17 protein-coding genes and 3 tRNA genes are annotated in these 21,531 nt (G+C 70.3%); 11 read left to right on the forward strand and 9 right to left on the reverse strand.

The genetic code is table 11. The annotated features are described in order from the left end of the window. Positions 1–177: 177 nt before the first annotated feature. On the reverse strand, positions 178–2,067 hold the full coding sequence (locus ACIBX3_RS31450) for a DUF4142 domain-containing protein (RefSeq protein ID WP_397123276.1): 1,890 nt from the start codon (positions 2,065–2,067) through the stop codon (positions 178–180). Positions 2,068–2,492: 425 nt separating this feature from the next. Here ACIBX3_RS31450 and ACIBX3_RS31455 point away from each other — a divergent pair, with 425 nt between their 5' ends. Further along, positions 2,493–2,978, forward strand: coding sequence for a MarR family winged helix-turn-helix transcriptional regulator (locus ACIBX3_RS31455; RefSeq protein ID WP_397123278.1), 486 nt, complete (start codon positions 2,493–2,495; stop codon positions 2,976–2,978). A 119-nt stretch (positions 2,979–3,097) separates the two neighbouring features. Here the strand turns inward: ACIBX3_RS31455 and ACIBX3_RS31460 are convergent. From ACIBX3_RS31460 to ACIBX3_RS31475, 4 genes are all read right to left on the reverse strand, one after another. Continuing rightward, positions 3,098–3,172, reverse strand: a tRNA-Val gene (locus ACIBX3_RS31460). A 4-nt stretch (positions 3,173–3,176) separates the two neighbouring features. Beyond that, positions 3,177–3,247: transfer RNA gene (locus ACIBX3_RS31465), tRNA-Cys, on the reverse strand. A 19-nt stretch (positions 3,248–3,266) separates the two neighbouring features. Further along, positions 3,267–3,338: transfer RNA gene (locus ACIBX3_RS31470), tRNA-Gly, on the reverse strand. Between the two features lie 39 nt (positions 3,339–3,377). After that, positions 3,378–4,013: an ACT domain-containing protein gene (locus tag ACIBX3_RS31475; protein ID WP_397123280.1), complete on the reverse strand. Its 636-nt coding sequence runs from the start codon at positions 4,011–4,013 to the stop codon at positions 3,378–3,380. 81 nt (positions 4,014–4,094) lie between these two features. Here ACIBX3_RS31475 and dusB point away from each other — a divergent pair, with 81 nt between their 5' ends. Then, complete coding sequence (dusB, locus tag ACIBX3_RS31480; RefSeq protein ID WP_397123282.1) at positions 4,095–5,204, forward strand: tRNA dihydrouridine synthase DusB; 1,110 nt, start codon at positions 4,095–4,097, stop codon at positions 5,202–5,204. A 10-nt stretch (positions 5,205–5,214) separates the two neighbouring features. On the opposite strand, the gene ACIBX3_RS31485 is transcribed toward dusB, so the two are convergent. Then, on the reverse strand, positions 5,215–5,994 hold the full coding sequence (locus tag ACIBX3_RS31485; RefSeq protein ID WP_397123284.1) for a phytanoyl-CoA dioxygenase family protein: 780 nt from the start codon (positions 5,992–5,994) through the stop codon (positions 5,215–5,217). A 56-nt stretch (positions 5,995–6,050) separates the two neighbouring features. Here ACIBX3_RS31485 and ACIBX3_RS31490 point away from each other — a divergent pair, with 56 nt between their 5' ends. Beyond that, positions 6,051–6,923, forward strand: a complete 873-nt coding sequence (locus ACIBX3_RS31490) for a helix-turn-helix domain-containing protein (protein ID WP_397123286.1) — start codon at positions 6,051–6,053, stop codon at positions 6,921–6,923. Between the two features lie 24 nt (positions 6,924–6,947). Here the strand turns inward: ACIBX3_RS31490 and ACIBX3_RS31495 are convergent, their stop codons facing one another. After that, positions 6,948–8,102 (reverse strand): ROK family protein, encoded by a 1,155-nt coding sequence (locus ACIBX3_RS31495; RefSeq protein WP_397123288.1) that lies wholly within the window; start codon positions 8,100–8,102, stop codon positions 6,948–6,950. A gap of 157 nt (positions 8,103–8,259) precedes the next feature. On the opposite strand from ACIBX3_RS31495, the gene ACIBX3_RS31500 reads away from it, so the two are divergent. From ACIBX3_RS31500 to ACIBX3_RS31530, 7 genes are read left to right on the forward strand one after another with little or no spacing between them, the layout of a single operon-like run. Beyond that, on the forward strand, positions 8,260–9,561 hold the full coding sequence (locus ACIBX3_RS31500; RefSeq protein WP_397123290.1) for a glycoside hydrolase family 36 protein: 1,302 nt from the start codon (positions 8,260–8,262) through the stop codon (positions 9,559–9,561). Further along, positions 9,558–10,487 (forward strand): carbohydrate ABC transporter permease, encoded by a 930-nt coding sequence (locus tag ACIBX3_RS31505; protein WP_397123292.1) that lies wholly within the window; start codon positions 9,558–9,560, stop codon positions 10,485–10,487. The genes ACIBX3_RS31500 and ACIBX3_RS31505 overlap by 4 nt, the downstream gene beginning before the upstream one ends. Positions 10,488–10,494: 7 nt before the next feature. After that, complete coding sequence (locus tag ACIBX3_RS31510; protein ID WP_397123294.1) at positions 10,495–11,304, forward strand: carbohydrate ABC transporter permease; 810 nt, start codon at positions 10,495–10,497, stop codon at positions 11,302–11,304. 14 nt (positions 11,305–11,318) lie between these two features. Continuing rightward, positions 11,319–12,620 carry an ABC transporter substrate-binding protein gene (locus ACIBX3_RS31515; protein ID WP_397123296.1) on the forward strand — a complete coding sequence of 434 codons (1,302 nt, stop codon included), beginning with the start codon at positions 11,319–11,321 and terminating at the stop codon, positions 12,618–12,620. A gap of 8 nt (positions 12,621–12,628) precedes the next feature. Next, entirely contained in the window at positions 12,629–14,173 is a 1,545-nt protein-coding gene (locus ACIBX3_RS31520) for an alkaline phosphatase D family protein (protein WP_397123298.1), read from the forward strand. Between the two features lie 10 nt (positions 14,174–14,183). Continuing rightward, positions 14,184–16,175, forward strand: coding sequence for an NPCBM/NEW2 domain-containing protein (locus ACIBX3_RS31525; protein WP_397123300.1), 1,992 nt, complete (start codon positions 14,184–14,186; stop codon positions 16,173–16,175). A gap of 44 nt (positions 16,176–16,219) precedes the next feature. Further along, a complete protein-coding gene (locus ACIBX3_RS31530; RefSeq protein ID WP_397123302.1) occupies positions 16,220–17,818 on the forward strand; it encodes a beta-N-acetylhexosaminidase in 1,599 nt (532 codons plus the stop codon). An 11-nt stretch (positions 17,819–17,829) separates the two neighbouring features. On the opposite strand, the gene ACIBX3_RS31535 is transcribed toward ACIBX3_RS31530, so the two are convergent. Next, the gene (locus tag ACIBX3_RS31535) at positions 17,830–18,324 is read right to left on the reverse strand and encodes a DUF2087 domain-containing protein (protein WP_397123304.1); all 495 of its coding nucleotides are present in this window, start codon (positions 18,322–18,324) and stop codon (positions 17,830–17,832) included. A gap of 17 nt (positions 18,325–18,341) precedes the next feature. Between ACIBX3_RS31535 and ACIBX3_RS31540 the strand changes: the two genes are divergently transcribed. Further along, a complete protein-coding gene (locus tag ACIBX3_RS31540) occupies positions 18,342–18,902 on the forward strand; it encodes a hypothetical protein (protein WP_397123306.1) in 561 nt (186 codons plus the stop codon). Positions 18,903–19,031: 129 nt separating this feature from the next. Here the strand turns inward: ACIBX3_RS31540 and ACIBX3_RS31545 are convergent, their stop codons facing one another. Beyond that, the gene (locus tag ACIBX3_RS31545) at positions 19,032–21,530 is read right to left on the reverse strand and encodes a DEAD/DEAH box helicase (RefSeq protein ID WP_397123308.1); all 2,499 of its coding nucleotides are present in this window, start codon (positions 21,528–21,530) and stop codon (positions 19,032–19,034) included. Between the last annotated feature and the right edge of the window lies 1 nt (position 21,531).

A 21,531-nucleotide genomic window follows, 5' to 3' on the forward strand; every position in this document is an offset into this window, starting at 1 on the left:
ACAGATCTCCCACGTGTGCTCCGTACTGCTCGCGTAGTTCCTCAACACGGGCCGGTTCGCCTGTGGATGCGGTGGAGAAAGCCATCGAGGCACTGGGAGTTGCCCGCGGAGGCCGCGGGCGCCCGTGTGATTCCGGCCGCCTGGCCGCCGCAAGGGCTGCCAGGCGGCGGTTCGGGGTCAGCCGTTCGTGGAGATGACCGACGTGGCCGGCGGCGCACTGGGGGCGGGACGGCCGGACGGGACGGGCGCCGGGGCCGAGTTGACGACCGGTGCGGGCGGGATGGCGGAGGCGGTGACCAGACCGGTCGCCTCCAGCATGTCCATGTGGTCGTTGACGAACTTGGCCGCCCGCTCGGAGAAGTCACGGATCAGCGTGTTCCGCGTGGTCGCCCGCACCTGCGCGATCGCCGGGAACACCCCGCCGTGCGCCAGCCGCAGCCGCTTGACCGCCGTCTTGTCGAAGGACACCCCTCGCTTGCCGAAGATCTCCTTGATGAACCCCTGCTGCAGGGCCGAGGGCTCGTCCGGCAACGGCACCCGCAACCGCGCCGCGACCGAGGTCACGTCGGCGTCCAGTTGCTCGTGCTGCCGGGCCATCTCGCCGAGCATCTCCCTGGTCTTGGCGCGGGCCGCGCGCCGCGCCGCTTCGCGCCCGACCGGGATCTCCCACAGGCCTGCCTGCCGCACCTTCACCAGCAGGTCGCGGTCGGCGGCGCTCAGCGGGCCGAACTCGGTCGGGAAGACGCCGATGACGTTGACGGCGGGCGGTACGGAAGGCAGGTTCTCGCCGGCAGGGATCACATCGGGGGCCGACTGGACCTCTGGCACCGGCGGCAGGGCGTCTTCGGTGACCAGCCCCGTCCCCTCCAGAAAGTCCATGTGGTCGTTGACGAACTTGGCCGCGCGCTCGGCGAAGTCGCGGACGTGCTTGTTCTGCGTCGTCGCCCGCACCTGCGCGATCGCCGGGAACACCCCGCCGTGCGCCACCCGCAGCCGCTTGACCGCCGTCCGGTCGAAGGACTCTCCCCGCTGACCGAAGATCTCCGCGATGAACCCCAGTTGCTGCCGGGTCGGCTTGTCGGGCAGCGGGACCCGCAACCGCGCCGCCACCCGCCGCACATCGGTGTCCAGGGCGATGTGCTGGCGCCCGATTTCCCCCAAGTGGTTTCTGATCTTGTCGCGCGCAGCCTGTCGCGACGCCCGGATCCCGACCGGGTTCTCCCACAGTCCGGCCTGCCGTGCGCGCACCAGGAGATCGCGGTCGGCCGGGCTGAGCGGACCGCCCGGCGCCTCGACCAGTCCCTGCCCGGTGCTGGGAAGCGGCTCGCTCTCGGAGCCGGGACCGGTGCCGTCCGGCGCGGGCAGGTCGGCGACGGAGGGCACTCTGGGCAGGCGTTGCCCGCGTGCGATCACGTCAGGCGCGGACTCCACCTCCGGCGCCTCCGGCAGTGCATCGGCGGTGACCAGGCCCGTCGCCTCCAGCATGTCCATGTGCCTGTTCACGAACGTGGCGGCACGTTCGGCGAAGTCGCGCATCAGTGTGTTCCGGGTGGTCGCGCGCACCTGTGCGATCGCCGGGAACACCCCGCCGTGCGCCAGTCGCAACCGCAGCACCGCCGTCCGGTCGTAGTCCAGGCCCGACTTGCTGGAGATCTCCGCCATGAAGCCCTGCTGCGCTTCACTCGGCACGTCAGGCAACGGCACCCGCAGGCGCGCCGCCACCCGCCGTACGTCCCTGTCCAGGACGACGTGCTGGTCGGCCATCCCGCCGAGCATCTCCTTGGTCTTGGCGCGCACCGCTCGCTCGGCCGCCTCCCGTCCGACGGGGATCTCCCACAGCCCTGCCTGCCGTACCTTCACCAGGAGGTCGCGGTCGGCGGCGCTCAGCGGACCCCACTTGGTCTCGACGAAGCCTGACCGGGTGCCTGACTGGGTGCTGGTGCCGGCGGCTTTCGCGGCGACGGCGAGGAGTCGCATGCCTTCGGCGCCACTGCTGCCACGACTGTCGACCGCCGCGCAGGCGCCCGCGAATTGGAGCACGGCGAAACCACTCACTGCGGCGGCCATGAATCGAGAGTGCTGACGTCTCATCTGCCGTCGTCCTTCCGAATGTCGAACCGCTACGGATCGGCGCCGAATCCGTGGGGGTAGCGGGAACGTGTTCTCGTTCCTAAAGAGGTACGCACTCCTCTGCCGGACAGTTCGCCGCAAGATGCAAAATTTGCTCTGAGCAATAGTTGGCCGACTTTCGCACCTTAAGTTATGTTTTATCGCTTTTGTCGGAAAAGGGTGATGGCGAGCCCGGCGCCCGTGTCCGCCGGGCGATGGGGCTCAGGGACTCCCGGATGCGGGGGAGGCTGGAGACCGCCGGCACACGAAAGCGACGGATCGGGGAACCGACTGCGGTCCCTTTCAGTCAAACTTGCGGAATTGCCGATCACTGGGCTGCGCGCGTTCCCGTGAGGTGGGCGCCGGCCATAGGGGGAGCATGCATGATCGAGATTGACGGCGTCGAGGCCGTCACCTTGGCCGTGCTGACCGCCTCCCGCCTGCTGGTGGCAATTTCGGCACGGTCTCTGTCGGTGGTGGAGGAGACGGTGACCCTCCCTCAGTTCCGGCTCCTGATGATCATCTCGGTGCACGGCCCGATGAAGCTCGTCGCGCTGGCCGAGCGGCTCGCCGTCAACCCTTCCACGGCGATGCGCATGGTGGACCGCCTCATCGCCGCAGATCTGGTGACGCGCAACGTCAACCCGCGCGACCGCCGGGAGATACTGGTGGACCTGACCGAGAACGGCCACCGGACGGTGGCGGAGGTCATCGAGCGGCGGCGGGAGGAGATCGCCGCTGTCGTACGCCGGATGGCGCCGGAACAGCGGGCGGCGCTCGTCGAAGCGCTGCAGGCGTTCTCGGCGGCCGGCGGCGAGATCGCCGCACCGGTGCGAGAGCAGGACCTGGCTCGGCTCGGCTGGACCTGACAAGCCGCCGGCAGTCGTGATCGACGCGGAACAACAACAAGCCCCAGACACCCGGCATGTGCCGTGGGCTGGGGCTCTGTCTCCTGTTCGACCAGGTCATGCCTGATCCGGGTGGAGTCTGGTGGACGATACTGGGATTGAACCAGTGACCTCTTCCGTGTCAGGGAAGCGCTCTCCCGCTGAGCTAATCGTCCTTTGAGGTGGCGACGGGATTTGAACCCGTGTGGACGGCTTTGCAGGCCGCTGCCTCGCCTCTCGGCCACGCCACCGAGTCAACATCCCACTCCGAGCGGAAGACGGGATTCGAACCCGCGACCCTCACCTTGGCAAGGTGATGCTCTACCACTGAGCCACTTCCGCGCTGCTTGAATCACTCTAGCGGGTTTTCCGACCGAATGCTCACTTGCGCAGCTGCCGGGCCACGCTGCGCTCCGTGGCGGGGAGGCTGAGGAAGATCTCCAGGATCCTGGTGAGGCGGTGGACCTCGATGCGGTGGAAGGCGGGGCCCTCCGAGCGGGCCAGGATGAGGCCGAGTGCGAGCGGCGGCAACGGGGCGTGGATGACGTGCAGGCCGCCGTCGAGCGTGGCGGCCGTCGGGCGTGCGGGCACCTCGTCCGGGACGGTGAGGTCCTGCGGGGCGCGCCAGCTCGCGTACAGGACGCGGTCCTCAGCGATCGTGGCGGCCCAGTCGGCGCTGAAGAGGACGGGGAGCGAGTCCACGAGCGTGGTCAGGGCCCGGTCGCCGGCCGTCGTGATGTATTTGAGGATCTCCAGCTCGGGGTAGGTGCCGGGCGCCTCGCGCGTGGTCCAGATCCCCTCGACCCTCACGTCCCGGACGCCCTCCAGGCTCTTGACCAGGGCCTGCCGGGGCGTGCTGTCCGGGCAGAAGATCGTGATGTCGTCCAGCGCCGCGCCGGCGCCCCGGTCGAGGACGGTCACCTGCGTGATGTCGGCCCCCGCCGCCCCCAGGACCTTGGTGACCTGCGCCAGGGAACCCGGCCGGTCGGGCAGCGCCACGCGCACTCGAAGAAGCATCCATCCCCCTCCACCGAAGATGCTGATCACAGCTTATCCGCGAATACCGGTTGCAGCCGGACCTGCGCTACAACTGACGGGGTGAAGATTGGGCCGATTGGGGTGTGGCCGCCGGTGGTGCTGGCGCCGATGGCGGGGATCACGAACGCGCCGTTCCGCGTGCTGTGCCGGGAGCAGGGCGCCGGGCTGTTCGTATGCGAGATGATCACGACGCGCGCGCTGGTCGAGCGTAATCCCAAGACGCTCAGGATGATCAGGTTCGCCGAGTCGGAGCAGCCCAGGAGCATCCAGCTGTACGGGGTGGACCCGGGCGTCGTGGGGCGGGCGGCCAAGATGATCGCCGAGGAGGATCTGGCCGACCACATCGATCTCAACTTCGGCTGTCCGGTGCCGAAGGTGACCAGGCGCGGCGGCGGGTCGGCGCTGCCGTACAAACGCAATCTGCTGCGGCGGATCCTGCGGGCGGCCGTCGCGAACGCGGGGTCGCTCCCCGTGACGATGAAGATGCGCAAGGGGATCGACGACGATCATCTGACGTACCTGGACGCGGGGCGGATCGCCGCCGAGGAGGGCGTCGCGGCCATCGCGCTGCACGCCCGCACGGCACGGCAGCACTACGGCGGGGTCGCCGACTGGGCGGCCATCGCCCGGCTGAAGGAGGCCGTCCCCGAGATCCCCGTGCTGGGCAACGGCGACATCTGGTGCGCCGACGACGCGCTGCGCATGGTGGCGGAGACCGGCTGTGACGGCGTGGTGGTCGGGCGCGGGTGCCTGGGGCGGCCGTGGCTGTTCAAGGACCTGGAGAACGCGTTCAACGGCAGCCCCGAGCGGGTCCGGCCCACGCTCGGCGAGGTGGCCGGGGTGATGGCCAGGCACGCCGAGGGTCTGGCCGGGTGCTTCGACGTCGAGCGGTACGCGGTGGCCGACTTCCGCAAGCATGTCGGCTGGTATCTGAAGGGGTTCACGGTCGGAAGCGAGCTGCGGCGGGAACTGGCCACGGCAGAGTCGCTCGACGGGCTGCGGGCGGGGCTGGCGAAGCTGGAGCACGACCAGCCGTGGCCGTCCAACACGGACACCCCTCGGGGGAAGTCCGGTGAGCGGTCCAAGGTGCTGCTGCCCGACGGGTGGCTGGACGATCCGTGGGACTGCGTGGTGCCCGAGGAGGCCGAGTCGGACGTCTCCGGCGGTTGAGCCCCCGTCCCTAGTGCGGGCCCGCGACCTCCGTGCCGCAGGGTCCGCCGCCCACGGCCGGCTCCAGCCGGAGCGGCTCGCCCGACATCGTGAGCGTCGGATAGTACTCGGCGATCCGCTCCGCCGAGCGGCCGGCGTAGTGGCAGATGAAGCTGCGCCTGAACCGGTCGGTCGTGGTGTTCGGCTCGGAGCCGTGCACCAGGCTGCCGTTGAAGAACAGCACGTCGCCGGGGTCCATGTCGACCGGCTCCTTGCCCAGGCCGGGCGGCGGCGGGACGTATTCGCGGGTGAAGGACACCTCCGGGTCGGCGTCCTCCGGGCAGAACAGGTCCATCCGGTGGGTGCCGGGCACCACCTCGAGGCCGCCGTTCGCGCGGTCGACCCGGTCGAGCGCGACCCATGCGGCCACGCAGGTGCCGGGCTCCACCTGGAGGTAGAAGTTGTCCTGGTGCAGCGCCTGGCCGCGCGCTCCCGGCGGCTTGAAGTAGAACATGCTCTGGGCTGCTATCGGCTCCTCGCCGAGCAGGTCGCGGAGTATCCCGGCGATGCGCGTGTCGAGCAGGTAGCGCAGGGCGAGGTCGCTCACCTGGTGGGGATGCATGATGCGCGGGTAGTCGCGGAGGATGTCGTACGGCCGGCCCGGCTCCTGCGGCATGGGCGTGAAGTGACCGGGGATCGGGCCCCTGGCGTGCATCGCCATGAACTCGTCGCGCAGCGCGGCCACCTCTTCCGGTGCGAGGAGACCGGGCACCAGCATGTACCCGTGTTCGTGGAAGTCGTTGAGCCTCATGTGTCTCACGCTAAGGAGCGGGATCGGGGAACGGTATGCCTGTGATTGCTGAGGACATGTCCGTTCCTGCTGCCGAGCTGATGATCGTGGGCCACTACGACAAGCCGGCGGGGTACGGGACGCGCCGTCCCACCGGGTCGCCCAGCTGGCTGCTGATGTGGACGCAGGCGGGGGCGGGGATCGTGGCGCAGGGCGGGGCGTCGTACGAGGTGGGGGCGGGGGACCTGGCGGTGCTGGGGTCGGGGGTGGCGCAGCACTACCGGGTGGCGCCAGGGGCGGGGCGGTGGCGGTTCTGGTGGGTGCACTTCCAGCCGCGGGCCTCGTGGGCGGCGTGGCTGGGGCCGTACGCGCGGGGCGGCGGCTACCACCTCGTGCCCGGGGTGCCGGAAGGGCTGCACGAGCGGATCGATGCGGCCTTCGGGCGGGCGTTGAGAGATGCCCGCTGGATGCCCTCGGGCGTGTCCCGCGCCGTGCCCGTTCCGGAGGTGGCGGTCGTGGTGGGCGGGGCGGCGCGGGAGCTGGTGCTGGGCGCCGTGGAGGAGGCGCTGGTGCTGGCCACCGCCTCCGCGCGGCTCGAGAGGGGCCGGCAGGCCGACGAAGGGGACGAGCGGGTGCGCCGCGTCCTCGCGATCATCGCGGCCGAGCCGGGCGCGCCGCACTCGGTGGCCTCGCTCGCGCGGGCGGTCGCGCTCTCGCCGTCCAGGCTCGCCCACCTGTTCACGGCCGAGACGGGCCGCACGCCGATGCAGGCAGTGCGGCAGGCGCGGGTGCGGCATGCGGCCGGGCTGCTGGAGGTGACCGACTTGGATGTGGGGCAGGTGGCGGCGGCTTCGGGTTTCGTCAGCCCGTTCCACTTCAGCCGGGCCTTCAAGCGGGAGTACGGCCTGCCGCCCCGCGACTACCGCGCCCGCCTGCGCCCGCCGCCCTGACGCGGAGGCGGGCGGCAGGCGGGGTCAGCGGGTGAGGGGGAGGGGGCCCTTGTCCGTGGTGAAGAGCTGGTCGTCCAGGTGGTCGACGGCGTAGTCGATCGCCCCGACCACCACGCACTCGTCCCCCAGCGTGGACGCGCGTACCTCAGGTATGCGCATGCACACCCGCTCCAGCCGCTCCCGCAGCCGTCCGAGCAGCACGTCCGACGACCGCGAGAACCCGCCCCCCAGCACCACCATCTCGGGGTCCAGGATGAGGACCATCGCGGCCGTGCCCACCGCGAGGTCGTCGACGTAGCGTTCGACGGCCTCGATCGCGACGGGATCGCCGTTCCTGGCGGCGGCCAGGGTGTAGCCGGCGGCGTCCTCAGGCGCGGTGCCCTCCGGCACGCAGGCGCAGGTGTGCAGGTGCTCGGGCGCGTTGAACCAGCGCGCCTCCGGCAGCATGACGATCTCTCCGGACGCCGCGCCGAAGCCCCTGTGCACCTTCCCGTCGATGATCAGCCCGGCACCCATGCGCCGGCCGACGTGCAGGAACACCACGTCCCTGGCTCCCCGGGCGACGCCGCGCCGGGTTTCGGCCATCGCGGCCAGGCGGCTGTCGTTCTCGATCAGCACCTGGCAGGGGAACATCTCGCGCAGCTTGCCGGCCAGGTCCAGATCCCGCCAGGCCGGGACGGCGGCCGAGTAGATCACGCGGCCCTCGACGTCGATGACGCCGATCGTGCCGACGGCGATGCTCCACACATCGGCCACCGTCGTACGGCTGAGTGCCAGGCAGCCGGAGACGGCGCGCTCGATCGCGGCCAGCCGCTCCTCGAGCGGGGCGTCGGGCAGGACCGGCTGCCGGGTCTCGGCGAGGATCTCGCCGTCGAGATCGGACAGGGCGGCGCGGATGTTGTGTCCCCCTATGTCGACGCCGACCAGGTAGCCGTTGTCGGCGCGGAAGCGGTAGCGGCGGGCGGGGCGGCCCATCGTGCCCGGGCTCGGCGGCACCTCCTCCACCCAGCCCAGCGCCATGAGCTCGCCGGCGACCTCCTTCATGGAGGGCCGCGAGAGGCCGGTCCGCTCGGCGAGCGCCGACAGGGTGAGCGGACCCGCCCTGCGCAGGGCCCGGATGGCGGTCAGCGAGTTGAGCTGCCGCAGCCGTGACAGGTCGCCGCCACGTAGGTCCGCCATCGCCGTCCTTAATGTAGCTCTCCTCTGTAACCAGACATTATGCCAGTGCTCGCCGCAAGGACGCGTCCGTTACATCCGAGAAGGACAACGTTGACCCCTCGAGGGGTCAGTGCTACTAATGAAGCGCTCCTTCGTAAGTCGAGAGGAATGAGGACTGATGTCGTTCGCGGACATCGGCGAGATCACCTACGTCCCCGGCCGGGCGCGGGTGTTCGAGCACGGCTGGCAGTCGTGGAGCCCCACGGGCGCCTACGGCCTGGGTGAGACCCCGCCCCGGCCCGCCGACGAGACGATCCAGGTCCTCGCTTACCGCCCGGGGACGCCCGTCCCGGACGGGGTCTTCCAGGGCGAGGGGCTGCTGGCGATCGAGCCGGGCGACGGGTCCGTCGAGCTGTGGTCGGCGCCGAGCCCGCTCCGGGTGCCGTCGATCAGGGCGCGAGAGGAGCGCGGCCGCCTGGTGATCTCGGCCGACGGCCCGGTGCGTCACCACCGCTCCGAAGGCGGCCTGGACCGGGCTCTGCGCGACTGGGCGGACACCATGGCCGAGCCCAGGGCGTTCCCCGCGATCCCGCCCATGTGGTGCACCTGGTACGGCTACTGGGACAAGGTCACCGACGCCGACGTCATCGAGAACCTGGAGCTGGCCGGACGGCACGCGCTGCCCGCCGACATGTTCCTCATCGACGACGGCTACGAGGCCGAGATCGGCGACTGGCTGGAGGGGCGGCCCGGGTTCGGCTCGCTGGAGCGGGCCGTCGACGCCGTCCTGGCGACGGGCCGGCGGGCCGGGATCTGGACGGCGCCGTTCCTGGCCGGGCACCGGAGCCGGATCTTCCGCGAGCATCCCGGCTGGCTGGTCGAGGGCGCGTACGCGGGCCGCATGTGGAACCAGGAGCTGGCCGTGCTCGACGTCACCCACCCGGGGGCCGCCGAGCACCTGGTGGAGGTGTTCCGTACGTTCCGCGCCATGGGGATCACCCACTTCAAGCTCGACTACCTGTACGCGGGCGCGCTCGCGGGCGGGCGGCACGAGGACCTCGACCCGATCGCGGCGTACCGGCGCGGGCTGGAGCTCGTCCGCGAAGGCGCGGGGACGGACGCCACGCTGCACGGGTGCGGGGCGCCGATGCTGCCCAGCATCGGGCTGGTCGACGTCATGCGGGTCAGCCCGGACATCGCGCCCACCCTGCTGCCCCGGTCGGGGGACATCAGCCAGCCGTCGCAGCTCGGCGCCCGGCTCACGGGGGCGGCGCGGGAGTTCCTGCACGCGCGCTGGTGGGTGAACGACCCCGACTGCATCATCCTGAGGCCCGAGGTGGAGGCCAGGCAGGAGTGGGCGGCGCACATCGCCGGCACGGGCGGGCTGCGCGGGGCGAGCGACCCCATCGCGGCCATGGACGCCTGGGGCCTGGAAACGACCAGGCGGCTGCTGGTCCCGACCGCCGCGGAGCCGTCGTGACCAGCCAGGCCGCCGACGCGCGCCTGCCTGCCGCCGCCCGTAACAGGCGGAGAAGGCGGGGGAGGGGATGGCAGGCGTACCTGTTCGTCGCGCCCAGCCTCTTCGGCGTCGTGGCGTTCCTGCTGCTCCCCATGGTGATCGTCCTCGTCCTGAGCCTGTTCGACTGGGAGCTGCTGTCCGCCCCCGAGTTCGTCGGGCTGGACAACTACCTCCGCCTGGCCGCCGACGGCGAGAGCTGGCACTCGCTCTGGGTCACCGTCGTCTACGTCCTGCTCTGCATCCCCCTCCAGACCGTCCTGGCCCTCGCTCTGGCGATGCTGCTCAACCAGCGCGTCAAAGGCGTGCGGTTCTACCGGTCGCTGTTCGTGATCCCGTGGATGGCCACGCCGATCGTCCTCGCCCTCATCTGGAACTGGATCTTCGACCCGCGTGACGGGGCGCTCAACAGCGCCCTGGCCCTGGTCGGCATCGCGGGTCCCGACTGGCTGTCCGACCCTGCCTGGGCGCTGCCCGCCGTCGCGCTGGTCAGCGTCTGGCAGTACACCGGCTACAACATGCTGTTCTTCCTGGCCGGCCTGCAGGGCGTCCCGAAGGAGCTGTACGACGCGGCCGCGACCGACGGCGCCACCCCGGCGCAGCGCTTCTGGCGGGTGACGTTACCGCTGCTCAACCCCACGATGTTCTTCGTCACGGTGACCAACCTCATCGGCGCCTTCCAGGTGTTCGACACGGTCTACGCGATGACGGACGGCGGCCCGAGCGGGAGCACCGAGGTGCTCAACTTCCGGATCTTCCAGACTGCGTTCAAGGAGTTCGACTTCGGCTACGCGGCCACGCTGTCGACGCTGCTGTTCGCGGTCATCTTCCTGGTGACGGTGGCGCAGGTCAGGTTCTTCGGCAAGCGCACCACCTACGACCTGAGCTGAGAGACCCATGGCCAAGCGAATCCTGCTGTACGCCGCGCTCGCGATCGGCGCTTTCATCGCGGTGTTCCCGTACCTGCTGGTGGTGCTGACCGCGGTCAAGTCGCAGGCGCAGCTCACCTCCACCGCGCCGTGGCTGCCCGCGCTGCCCCCGACCGCGGACAACCTGGCCAGGATGCTGAGCGGGGACTTCCCGCGCTACCTCCTCAACACGGCCGTGATGACGGCGCTGCTGACGGCCGGGCAGCTGGTGTTCACCACGTTCGCCGCCTACGCGTTCGCGCGGCTGCGCTTCCGGGGCCGGGACGTCCTGTTCTGGCTGTACGTGGCCACGATGATGGTGCCGAGCGCCGTCACCATGATCCCGCTGTTCCTCATCATGCGGGAGCTGGACCTGGTCAACACCTGGTACGGCCTGCTGGCCCCCTACATCCTCGGCACGCCGTACGGGATCTTCCTGATGCGGCAGTTCTTCAAGACACTGCCCGCCGGGCTGGAGGAGGCCGCGCGGATCGACGGGGCGGGGCCGCTGACGATCCTCCTGCGCGTGCTGCTGCCCCTCTGCCGTCCCGCGCTCGGCACGTTGGCGATCATCACGGTGATCTCCTCGTGGAACAGCTTCCTCTGGCCGCTGATCATCACGAGCGGCGAGGACACCAAGGTGATCACCGTGGCGATCGCCACCCTCAAGGACGGCATCGGCGTCGACTACCACCTCATGATGGCCGGCAGCCTGATCGCGCTGGTGCCGATGGTGGCCGTCTTCATCTTCTTCCAGAAGCACATCGTCAGGTCTGTGGTCCTCACAGGCCTCAAATAAGAAGAGGTCAGCGAATGTTGAAATCCCCCCGGATTCGCTGGGCCGGGGCGCTGCTCGGCGCCGCCATGCTCGTCATCTCCGGATGCGGCTCGTCAAGTGAGGAGCCGGGCAAGGTCACGCTGACGTACCGGCTCTGGGACGACCAGCAGAAGGCCGGCTACGAGAAGGTCATGGCGGCCTTCGAGAAGGCCAATCCCGGCATCGACGTCACGATCGAGCTGCTGCCGTACGACCAGTACTGGACGAAGCTCACCGCTGACGTGGTCGCGGGCACCGCGCCGGACGTGTTCTGGATGACCCCCACCCAGTTCCCCGAGTTCGTCACCAAGGGCGTCCTGACCCCGGTCCAGCTCGACGCGTCGAAGTACCACCAGACCGTCGTCGGCTCGTTCACCTACCAGGGCAAGCTGTACGGCGTCCCCAAGGACTGGGGCATCGTCGGCCTGCTCTACAACAAGGACCTGTTCGAGAAGGCCGGCGTCGAGATGCCGGACAAGCTCACCTGGACGGCCGACGGCACCGGCACCCTGCTCGACACCGCGCGCAAGCTCACCGTCGACGAGGCCGGCAAGCACCCCGGCGAGCCCGGCTTCGACCCCGCCAAGGTCAAGACCTATGGCTTCGCCTCCTGGAACCACTACCAGACCCAGTGGATGAACTGGGTCAGCTCGAACGGCGGCAAGCTCGTCGACAAGCCCTTCGGCAAGTACGCCTTCAACGACCCGGCCTCGGTCCAGGCGCTGCAGTTCGGCGTGGACCTGGTCAACAAGCACCACGTGGCGCCGCCCGCCACCCAGACCAACCCGCCCACCGGCAAGGTCACCGACATGTTCAAGGCGGGCGAGATCGCGATGTTCCCCGCCAACAACGCGCTGCTGCCGTTCGTGGCCCCGGAGGCGACGTTCGAGCTGGGCGTCGCCCCCATGCCGGAGGGCCCGCAGGGCCGCTCGGTCAACCTCAACGGCCTGGCCGAGGCCGTCTACGCCAAGAGCGACCACCCCGAGGAGGCCATGAAACTGGCCGCCTACCTGGGCACCCAGGAGCCGCAGAAGATCATGGCCGACGGCGGCTACGTCTTTCCCGCCCTCAACGGCCTCGCCCAGGGCTACGTCGACTACTGGAAGTCCAAGAAGATCGACGTCTCGCCGTTCCTGACGGAATCGGAGGGCTCGACCTTCCCGCTGCCGATCACCACCGGCTTCACCGGCTTCGAGACGAAGCTCAACCAGATCTTCAACGAGATGTACCTCGGCAAGCTCTCGCCGCAACAGGCCGCCGACCAGGCCGTCTCCGAAGGCAACGCCACCGTCAAGTAAGGAACCCCATGATCACCCGGCGTTCTCTGTTCGCCGGGGGCGCGAGCCTGGGCATCTCCGCCGCACTGGGTGCCGAACCCGTGCGCGCGGCGGTCCGCCGTGCCCCTCTGTCCGACCTCTTCCAGCTCGGCGTCGCCTCGGGCGAGCCCACGTCCGACGGCGTGGTCCTGTGGACCCGGCTCGCCATGGACCCGGTCGCCCCCGACGGGCTCGGCGGCATGCCGGGCCGCCCCGTGGCCGTCCAGTGGCAGCTCGCCAAGGACGAAAACTTCCGGCGTGTCGTACGCCACGGCGTCGAGCTCGCCCGCCCCGACGCCGCCCACAGCGTGCACGTCGAGCTCGACGGCCTCACCCCGGGCGCCGAATACTTCTACCGGTTCAAGGCCGAGAACGAGCTCAGCCCGGTCGGCCGCACCCTCACCGCCCCCACCCCGTGGGCGCGGAGCCGGCCGCTGAACCTGTCGTTCACCTCGTGCGCCGACTACCAGGCCGGCTGGTTCACGCCGTACCGCAGGATGGCCGAGGACCAGCCCGACCTGATCGCCTTCCTCGGCGACTACATCTACGAGTACGGCGACTACAAGTACCCGGTCCGCGACCAGGCCGGCGGCGAGTGCCTGGACCTGGCCGGCTACCGGTTACGCCACGCCCAGCACAAGGCCGACCCCGAGTCCCAGCTGGCCCACGCCATCGCGCCCTGGGTCGTGGTGTGGGACGACCACGACATCGAGAACGCCTGGGCCGGCGACGTGCCCGAGCAGCCGGACCCGCCGTTCCTCAAGCGCCGCGCCGACGCCTTCCAGGCCTACTACGAGAACATGCCGCTGCGCCGCGCCCAGAAGCCCAACGGCTCGTCGCTCAGGCTCTACCGCAGCATCCGGTGGGGCGCGATCGCCAACCTGCACCTGCTCGACACCCGCCAGTACCGCGACCTGTACGCCTGCACCGGCAAGAGCGGCACGATCGGCCCCGACTGCCTGGACCGCTTCGCCCCCAACCGGACGCTGCTCGGCCGCGACCAGGAGGCCTGGCTGGACGGCGAGCTGCGGCGCTCCCGCGCCACCTGGGACCTGCTCGGCCAGCAGGTCTTCTTCATGGAGATGGACTGGACCAACGGCGAGGGCAAGGGCTACTCGAACGAGGGCTGGGACGGCTACGTCGCCTCCCGCAACCGCCTGACCACCGCCTTCGACACCTACAAGCGCAACGCCGTCGTGCTGACCGGCGACGTGCACTCCCACTGGGCCGGCGAGATCAAACGCGACCACCAGGACCCGGCGTCGAAGTCCGTCGCCGTCGAACTGGTCACCACCTCCGTGACCAGCGCGGGGAACGGCCTGGACGAGTACCCCAACACGCAGGTCCTGCTGAACGAGAACCCGCACGTGAAGTTCTTCAACGGCCGCCGCGGCTACGTCCGGACCCGCATCACGCAGCAGGAGATGAAGGTCGACTTCCGCTCGCTTTCCCGGATCACGGAACCCTACGCCCCGGCCTACACCTCCGGCTCGTTCGTCATCGAGCCGGGCGACCCTCGACTCAACCCCGCCTGACAGGACCCCCATGCGCACGATCACGGCCGCCGCCGCGGCGGCCCTCCTCGCCATGCCCTTCGTCCCGTTATCCAGCGCCGCCGCCGCGGCCGAGGCCCCACCCATGGGCTGGAGCAGCCGCTCGCTCGGCTGCTCGGTCTCCGAGTCGTCGGTGCGGAAGGCCGCCGACGCCATGGCCGCCCTCGTCCCGCTCGGCTACCGGTACGTCATCGTCGACGACTGCTGGCTGGCCCCGCAGCGCGCGAACGGCGCCCTCGCCCCCGATCCCGGCCGCTTCCCCGGCGGGATCAAGGCCCTGGCCGACTACGTGCACAGCAAAGGCATGAAGCTCGGACTCAGCCTGTCGGCCGGCACCAAGGCGTGCGCCGGCGGCGGTCCCGGCTCGTACAAGAGCGAGGCCGCCGACGCCGCCCAGGTCAAGGAGTGGGGCGTCGACTACGTCAAGTACGACTGGTGCACCATCCCCACGGCCGACTTCCCCGGCCAGAACGTCCAGCAGATCGCCCAGGCCCTCTACCCGCGCATGCGCCAGGCCCTCGGCGGCGAGGTGGTCTTCGCCATGAACAACGAGGACGGCAGCACCGTGCCGTGGTTGTGGGGCAAGGACGCGGCCGCCACCACCTGGCGCACCAACGTCTACAACCGGCCCATCGCCGACAGCTACCCGACCATGGTCGACATCTGGGAGTTCAACCAGCTCAGGGCCGAGTACGCGGGCCCGGGCAGCTGGGCCGACCCCGACCTGATCCAGGCCGGGCGCGGCGGGATGACCGGCACCGAGTACCGCACTCAGGTCACGCTGTGGGCCATGGGCGCGGCCCCGCTGATCCTGCAGGCCGACCCGGCCGCTGCACCGCCCGCGATCGTCGCCAACCCGAAGGTGATCGCGGTCGACCAGGACAAGCTCGGCGCACACGGCCGCTTCGTCAAGACCGACGGCTGGTACCACGTGCTGTCGAAGCCTCTGGAGAACGGTGACCGGGCGATCGCGCTGTTCAACGAGAGCGACCGCGCGGCCGTGATCTCCACCCGGCTCGGCGGAGGGCGCCACCGGATCGAGGACCTGTGGACCGGCGCCGTGGTGTCCTCCGCGGGCGAGCTGGCGGCCCAGGTGCCCGCGCACGCGGCCCTGCTCTACCGGGTCGCCAAGAACCGCGAGCAGGTGCCGCCGCTGGTGACGTTCGAGGCCGACCCGCAGAAATTCCCCGGCGACGACCGGCCGTCGGTGCTGGAGCCCGGCAAGACGGGCGAGATCATCACCCGGGTCACGAACACCGGGGCCACCGGGCGGCTGAACGACGTCGCGGTCACCGCGTCCGCGCCGGAGGGATGGCAGGTCTCCGCGCGCACGCCGGCGAGGACCGCCCGGCTCGACGGCGGAGAGACGTTCACCGTGAAATGGGCCGTGACGCCGCCCGCCGGCGCCGCGCCGGGCGCCTACGACCTGACCTTCTCGCAGGGCGGCGGGACCGCGACGGCCGTCATCACCGTCGCCACGGCGCCGGGATCGGGGCGGACCCACCTCAGCGACGTGGCCTGGACCAGCGCCAAGAACCATTTCGGCCCGGTGGAGAAGGACACCAGCAACGGCGAGCGGGCGGGGGGCGACGGCCGTCCGATCACCATCGAGGGCGTCCCGTACGCCAAGGGCCTCGGCACCCACGCGCCCGCCGAGATCGAGTACTACACAGCCGGGCGCTGCTCGACGGTCGAGTTCCAGGCCGGGATCGACGACGAGGTCGGCGCGGCCGGCTCCGCCGGGTTCGAGGTCTGGGCCGACGGCGGCCGGGTGGCCTACTCCGGCGTGCTCACCGGCACGATGCCCGCCCGCAAGGTCACCGCGTCCATCAAGGGTGCCCGGTTCGTCCGGCTGGTCGCGACCAACGGCGGCGACAACGCCACCTCCGACCACGCCGACTTCGCCGACGCCACCATCACCTGCGACCTCATGGGAAATCTGCCACGACCGGCCGCTACGGCCGAAGTCCCAGCAGGACATTAGGGCGGCAATTTCATGAGCAGGTTTCCTATGAGGAGAAGCCCTTGATGATCGTTCCCAAGCCTGTCAAGCACGAGTCCAGGCCGGGCTCGTTCGTCCTCGACAGCCGGACCTCGCTCAGCGCCGACCCTTCGCTGAGCGAGGTGGCCGCCTGGCTGCGCGGCGAGCTGGCCCCTGTCACCGGCGGCGAGCTGCTGCCGGGGGCGGGCTCGGGAACGATCACCTTCGCCCGCGGCGACCTGCCCCCGGAGGCCTACCGGCTGACCGTCGGGCCCGACGTGGAGATCGTCGCGGGCGGTCCCGCCGGGGCGTTCTACGGGGCGCAGACGTTCCGGCAGCTCCTGCCCGCCGCCGCCGTCAGGAAGGCCGCCGGCGGCCCCTTCACGGTCCCGGGCACGTACGTCGAGGACGCGCCGCGGTTCCGGTGGCGCGGCTGCCTGCTCGACGTCGCCCGGCATTTCATGCCCAAGCATGAGGTGCTCCGCTTCATCGATCTGCTGGCCCTGCACAAGCTCAACGTGCTGCACCTGCACCTCACCGACGACCAGGGCTGGCGCGTCGAGATCCGGCGCTACCCCAGGCTCACCGGGGTCGGCGCGTGGCGCAGGGAGAGCCAGACCGGCTGGAACGGCGCCATGGACGGCCGCCCGCACGGCGGCTACTACACCCAGGACGACATCAGGGAGATCGTCGCCTACGCCGCCCGGCGGCACGTCACGGTCGTCCCCGAGATCGACCTGCCGGGCCACACGCAGGCCGCCATCGCCGCCTACCCCGAGCTGGGCAACCTGGACACGCCGCTGGAGGTGCGCACGACCTGGGGCGTCGGCGTGAACGTGCTCAACGTCGAGGACGCCACGATCGTGTTCTTCCAGAACGTGCTGGACGAGGTGCTGGAGTTGTTCCCCAGCCCGTACGTGCACGTCGGCGGCGACGAGTGCCGCAAGGACCAGTGGCGGGCCAGCCCGGCGGCCCGGCGCCGCATCGCCGAGCTCGGGCTGCGGGACGAGGAGGAGCTGCAGAGCTGGTTCATCCACCAGTTCGACGCGTACCTGACCGAGCGCGGCCGCAGGCTCATCGGCTGGGACGAGATCCTGGAGGGCGGCCTGGCGCCCGGCGCGGTGGTCGCCTCCTGGCGTGGCGAGCTGGGCGCGGTGGCCGCCGCCAGGCGCGGCCACGACGTGATCAACTGCTCCAACACGAGCCTCTACCTGGACTACCGGCAGGGGCCGGGGGAGGAGGAGCCGGCGCCGTTCGGGACGGTGCTGACCCTGGAGGACGTCTACGCCTTCGAGCCCGTCCCCGAGGAGCTGCGCGGCGACCCGGCCGCCGCCCATGTCCTGGGCGCCCAGTGCGGCGTCTGGACCGAGCTGATCGACTCCGGCCGGCGCGTGGACTACATGGCCTTCCCCCGGATCGCGGCCTTCGCCGAGACCGTGTGGGGGCCGGAGACCCGCGACCCGGACGGTTTCCGCGAGCGGCTGGCCGCGCACCTGCCCCGGCTGGACGCGATCGGCGTGGAGTACCGGCGTGCGGACGGCCCGCTGCCCTGGCAGACCCGGCCCGGCGTACCGGGCCGGCCGGAGGACCCGGAGGGCTGGCAGGCCACGATCGACGCCTGGACCAGCAACCTCCGGACGCTCTAGACGTCCACGGGCTACATGTCCACGGGGCCGCCGCTGCGCCAGTAGACGTTGTCCTCCCTGGACAGCAGCTCCTCGTCCACCAGGTAGCGCCGCAGGGCCGCGTAGTCGTCGTGGAAGGCCCGCAGCGCCACGTTGACGGCCTTCTCGGGATAGCGCACCCCGGGCTCGAAGACCCTGGCGATGTAACGCAGCACCACGAGCCGCTTGTCGCGGCGCATCGCCAGGGTCGTCAGCCGCCCTTCCACCAGGAACGTGCGCAGCACCCGCTCCTCCGCGCTCAGCTCCACGGCCGGCTCGGCCCGCGCCCGCAACAGCTCCCTGAAGCGCTCGGGCGTCGCCCGCCACGTGCCGCTCTCGTCCCGCGCCGCCAGCCCGCCGCCGGCCAGCTTGTGGAGCACCTTGGGGGAGAGCCCGCCGGCGTCGCCGAGCACCAGGGAGGCGAAGGCCCGCAACGTGTCTTCCTGGTAGAGCAGCCCGAGGACGCGCCTGATCTCTTCGTCACTCACCCCTACTATTTTGTCCCATGATCGCACTGTTACTGGCGGCCGCCGTCGCCATCCCGAACAACGTCCTGCTGTACGAGAAGGCGGCCGCCACCAAGGACGACGACCCCGAGACGAACTGGTCCGCGAGCAGCAAGAAGTCGGCCGCGCTCGTCGTCAACCCGTGTGGGAAGGCCAAGCTCGGCCAGAGCGGGCGCAAGGCGGCCAGGACGCTCACGTTCACGGGGGTGCCCGACTTCTCCAAGTCGGAGCAGGTCATCCTCTACTCGACCCCGGCGGCCGCGGGCAAGGTCCTGCGGGACCTGGAGGCCGCGGCGCGGTCCTGCCGCAGAGCCGGATACCGCTACAGCGCCGGCACGACCGGCCTCGGCGACAAGGCGCTGAAGATCAGCGGCCAGGCCTACCAGGGCAAGAAGGCGGCCGTCGGCGGCGAGCGGGCCGTCGTGACCCGGCGCGCGAACGCCCTGATCATCTACACCGTGGCCGGTGAGTGGGGCAAGCCGGCTTCGCCGGACTACGAGCAGCAGATCAAGGACACCAAGCGCCTGCTTGCCAAGATCTGCACCATCGCCAACTGCTGATGTCATCAAATGTCTCGATCTTGGGACATTGTCATGACACGACACCGACGTTGGAAGAAAGAAACTGAATGCAGACAGGCGTGTGCCGGGACGCCCTTGCCAGTCCGTTCCGGCACACGGCTTGTCATCTCACAGCCGGTTGAGCCCCTGCACGTGCAGGACGGCCCGGCCCTCCTCGTCCGACGCGGCCAGGTCCACCTGGGCGTCGATGCCCCAGTCGCCGTCGCCGGCCGGATCCTTGATCGTCTGGCGGACCTTCCACAGCCCGCTCTCCTCCGCGATCCGCAGCAGCGCGGGCCCGCGCGCGTCGGCGTCGGTGAAGATCTCCTCGTGGTCGGCGTAGTAGGCGTCCAGCGCCGCCCCCCAGTCCACGTCCGGAGCCAGCTCCTCCAGCTCCTCCTCCTTCTCCAGGGCGCACAGCTCGACCAGCCGGAACATGGCGTTGCGCACCAGCACGCGGAAGGCCCGCGGATTGGCCGTGACCGGGCGTACCTTGGCCTCGAGCTGCTCATGCTGCTCCAGCGCCGCCGCCGGGTTGGTCAGCTTCTCCCACTCGTCGATCAGCGACGAGTCCACCTGCCGGACCAGCTCGCCCAGCCACTCGATCAGATCGACGAGGTCCTCGGTCTTGAGGTGCTCGGGCACCGTCCGCGACAGCGTCCGGTAGGCGTCGGCCAGGTAACGCAGCACCGTGCCCTCGGACCGGGCCAGCTCGTAGAACTGGATGTAGTCGCCGAACGTCATGGCCCGCTCGTACATGTCCCGCACCACCGACTTCGGGCTGACCGTGTAGTCGCCCACCCACGGGTGCCCGCGCCGGTAGGTCTCGTAGGCGCCGAGCAGCAGGTCCTCCAGCGGCATCGGGTACATGACCTCGGCCAGCTGCTCCATGCGCTCTTCGTACTCGATGCCGTCGGCCTTCATCTGCGCGACCGCCTCGCCCCTGGCCTTCTTCAGCTGGGCCGAGAGGATCTGGCGGGGGTCGTCGAGGATGGACTCGACGATCGAGACCATGTCCAGCGCGTACGACGGCGACTCCCGGTCCAGCAGGTCGAACGCGGCCAGCGCGAACGTCGACAGCGCCTGGTTGAGCGCGAAGTCCTCCTGAAGGTCGATCGTCAGCCGGGCCCGGCGGCCGCTCTCGTCCGGCTCGTCGAACTGCTCCACGATGCCCCCGGCCAGCAGCGACCGGTAGATGGCGATGGCCTGGCTGATGTGCCGCCGCTGCCACTTGCGGTCCTCGTGGTTGTCGGTCAGCAGGTGCTTCATCGCCTGGAAGCAGTCACCCGGCCGGTTGATGACCGCCAGCAGCATCGCGTTGGTGACCTTGAAGCGGGAGGTGAGCGGCTCGGGCTCGGCCTCCTGCAGCTTCTGGAAGGTGTCCTCGCTCCAGCCGACGAAGCCCTCCGGCGGCTTCTTGCGGGCGTAGCCGCGCCGCCGCTTCGGGTCGTCGCCGATCTTGGCCAGCGCCTTGGCGTTCTCGATGTCGTGCTCGGGGGCCTGGCAGGCGACGTAGCCGATCGTGTCGAAGCCGGCCCGGCCCGCCCGGCCGGCGATCTGGTGGAACTCGCGGGCGCGCAGGCGGCGCACCTTGTTGCCGTCGTACTTCGACAATGCCGTGAACAGCACCGTCCTGATCGGCACGTTGACGCCGACGCCCAGCGTGTCGGTGCCGCAGATGACCTTCAGCAGGCCCGCCTGGGCCAGCCGCTCCACCAGGCGCCGGTATTTCGGCAGCATGCCGGCGTGATGCACGCCGATCCCGTGGCGGACGAGCCGCGACAGCGCCCGCCCGAACCGGGTCGTGAAGCGGAATCCGCCGATCATCGTGGCGATGGCCTCCTTCTCGGCCTTCGTCGCCATGTTGATCGACATCAGCGACTGGGCCCGCTCCATCGCCGCCGCCTGGGTGAAGTGCACGACGTAGACGGGCGCCTGCCCGGTCTTGAGCATCTCCTCCAGCGTCTCGTGCAGCGGGGTCATCCGGTAGGAGTAGACCAGCGGCACGGGCCGCTCGGCGTGCTTGACCACGGACGTCGGCCGCCCGGTGCGCCGGGTCAGGTCGCGCTCGAACATCGCCACGTCGCCGAGCGTGGCCGACATCAGGATGAACTGCACGTTCGGCAGCTCCAGGAGCGGCACCTGCCACGCCCACCCGCGGTCCGCCTCGGCGTAGAAGTGGAACTCGTCCATCACGACCTGGCCGATGTCGGCGGCGGCGCCGTCGCGCAGCGCCACGTTGGCCAGGATCTCGGCCGTGCAGCAGATGATCGGCGCGCCCGGGTTGACGCTGGCGTCGCCGGTCATCATGCCGACGTTCTCGGTGCCGAAGATCGCGCACAGGTCGAAGAACTTCTCCGACACCAGCGCCTTGATCGGCGCGGTGTAGAAGGTGCGCATGTCGCGCGTCAGCGCGGCGAAGTGGGCGCCGGCGGCCACCAGCGACTTGCCCGAGCCCGTCGGCGTGGCCAGGATCAGGTTGCTGCCGGAGACGACCTCGATGAGCGCCTCCTCCTGGGCGGGATAGAGCGTGAGCCCCCGTTCGGAGTTCCACTGGACGAACGCGTCGAAGATGGCGTCGGGATCGGCGTCGATCTCCTCGGGCAGGCGGTCAACAAGTAGGCTCACA

Origin of the sequence: Nonomuraea sp. NPDC049480 (assembly GCF_044465905.1) — a bacterium.
Taxonomy (GTDB): domain Bacteria; phylum Actinomycetota; class Actinomycetes; order Streptosporangiales; family Streptosporangiaceae; genus Nonomuraea.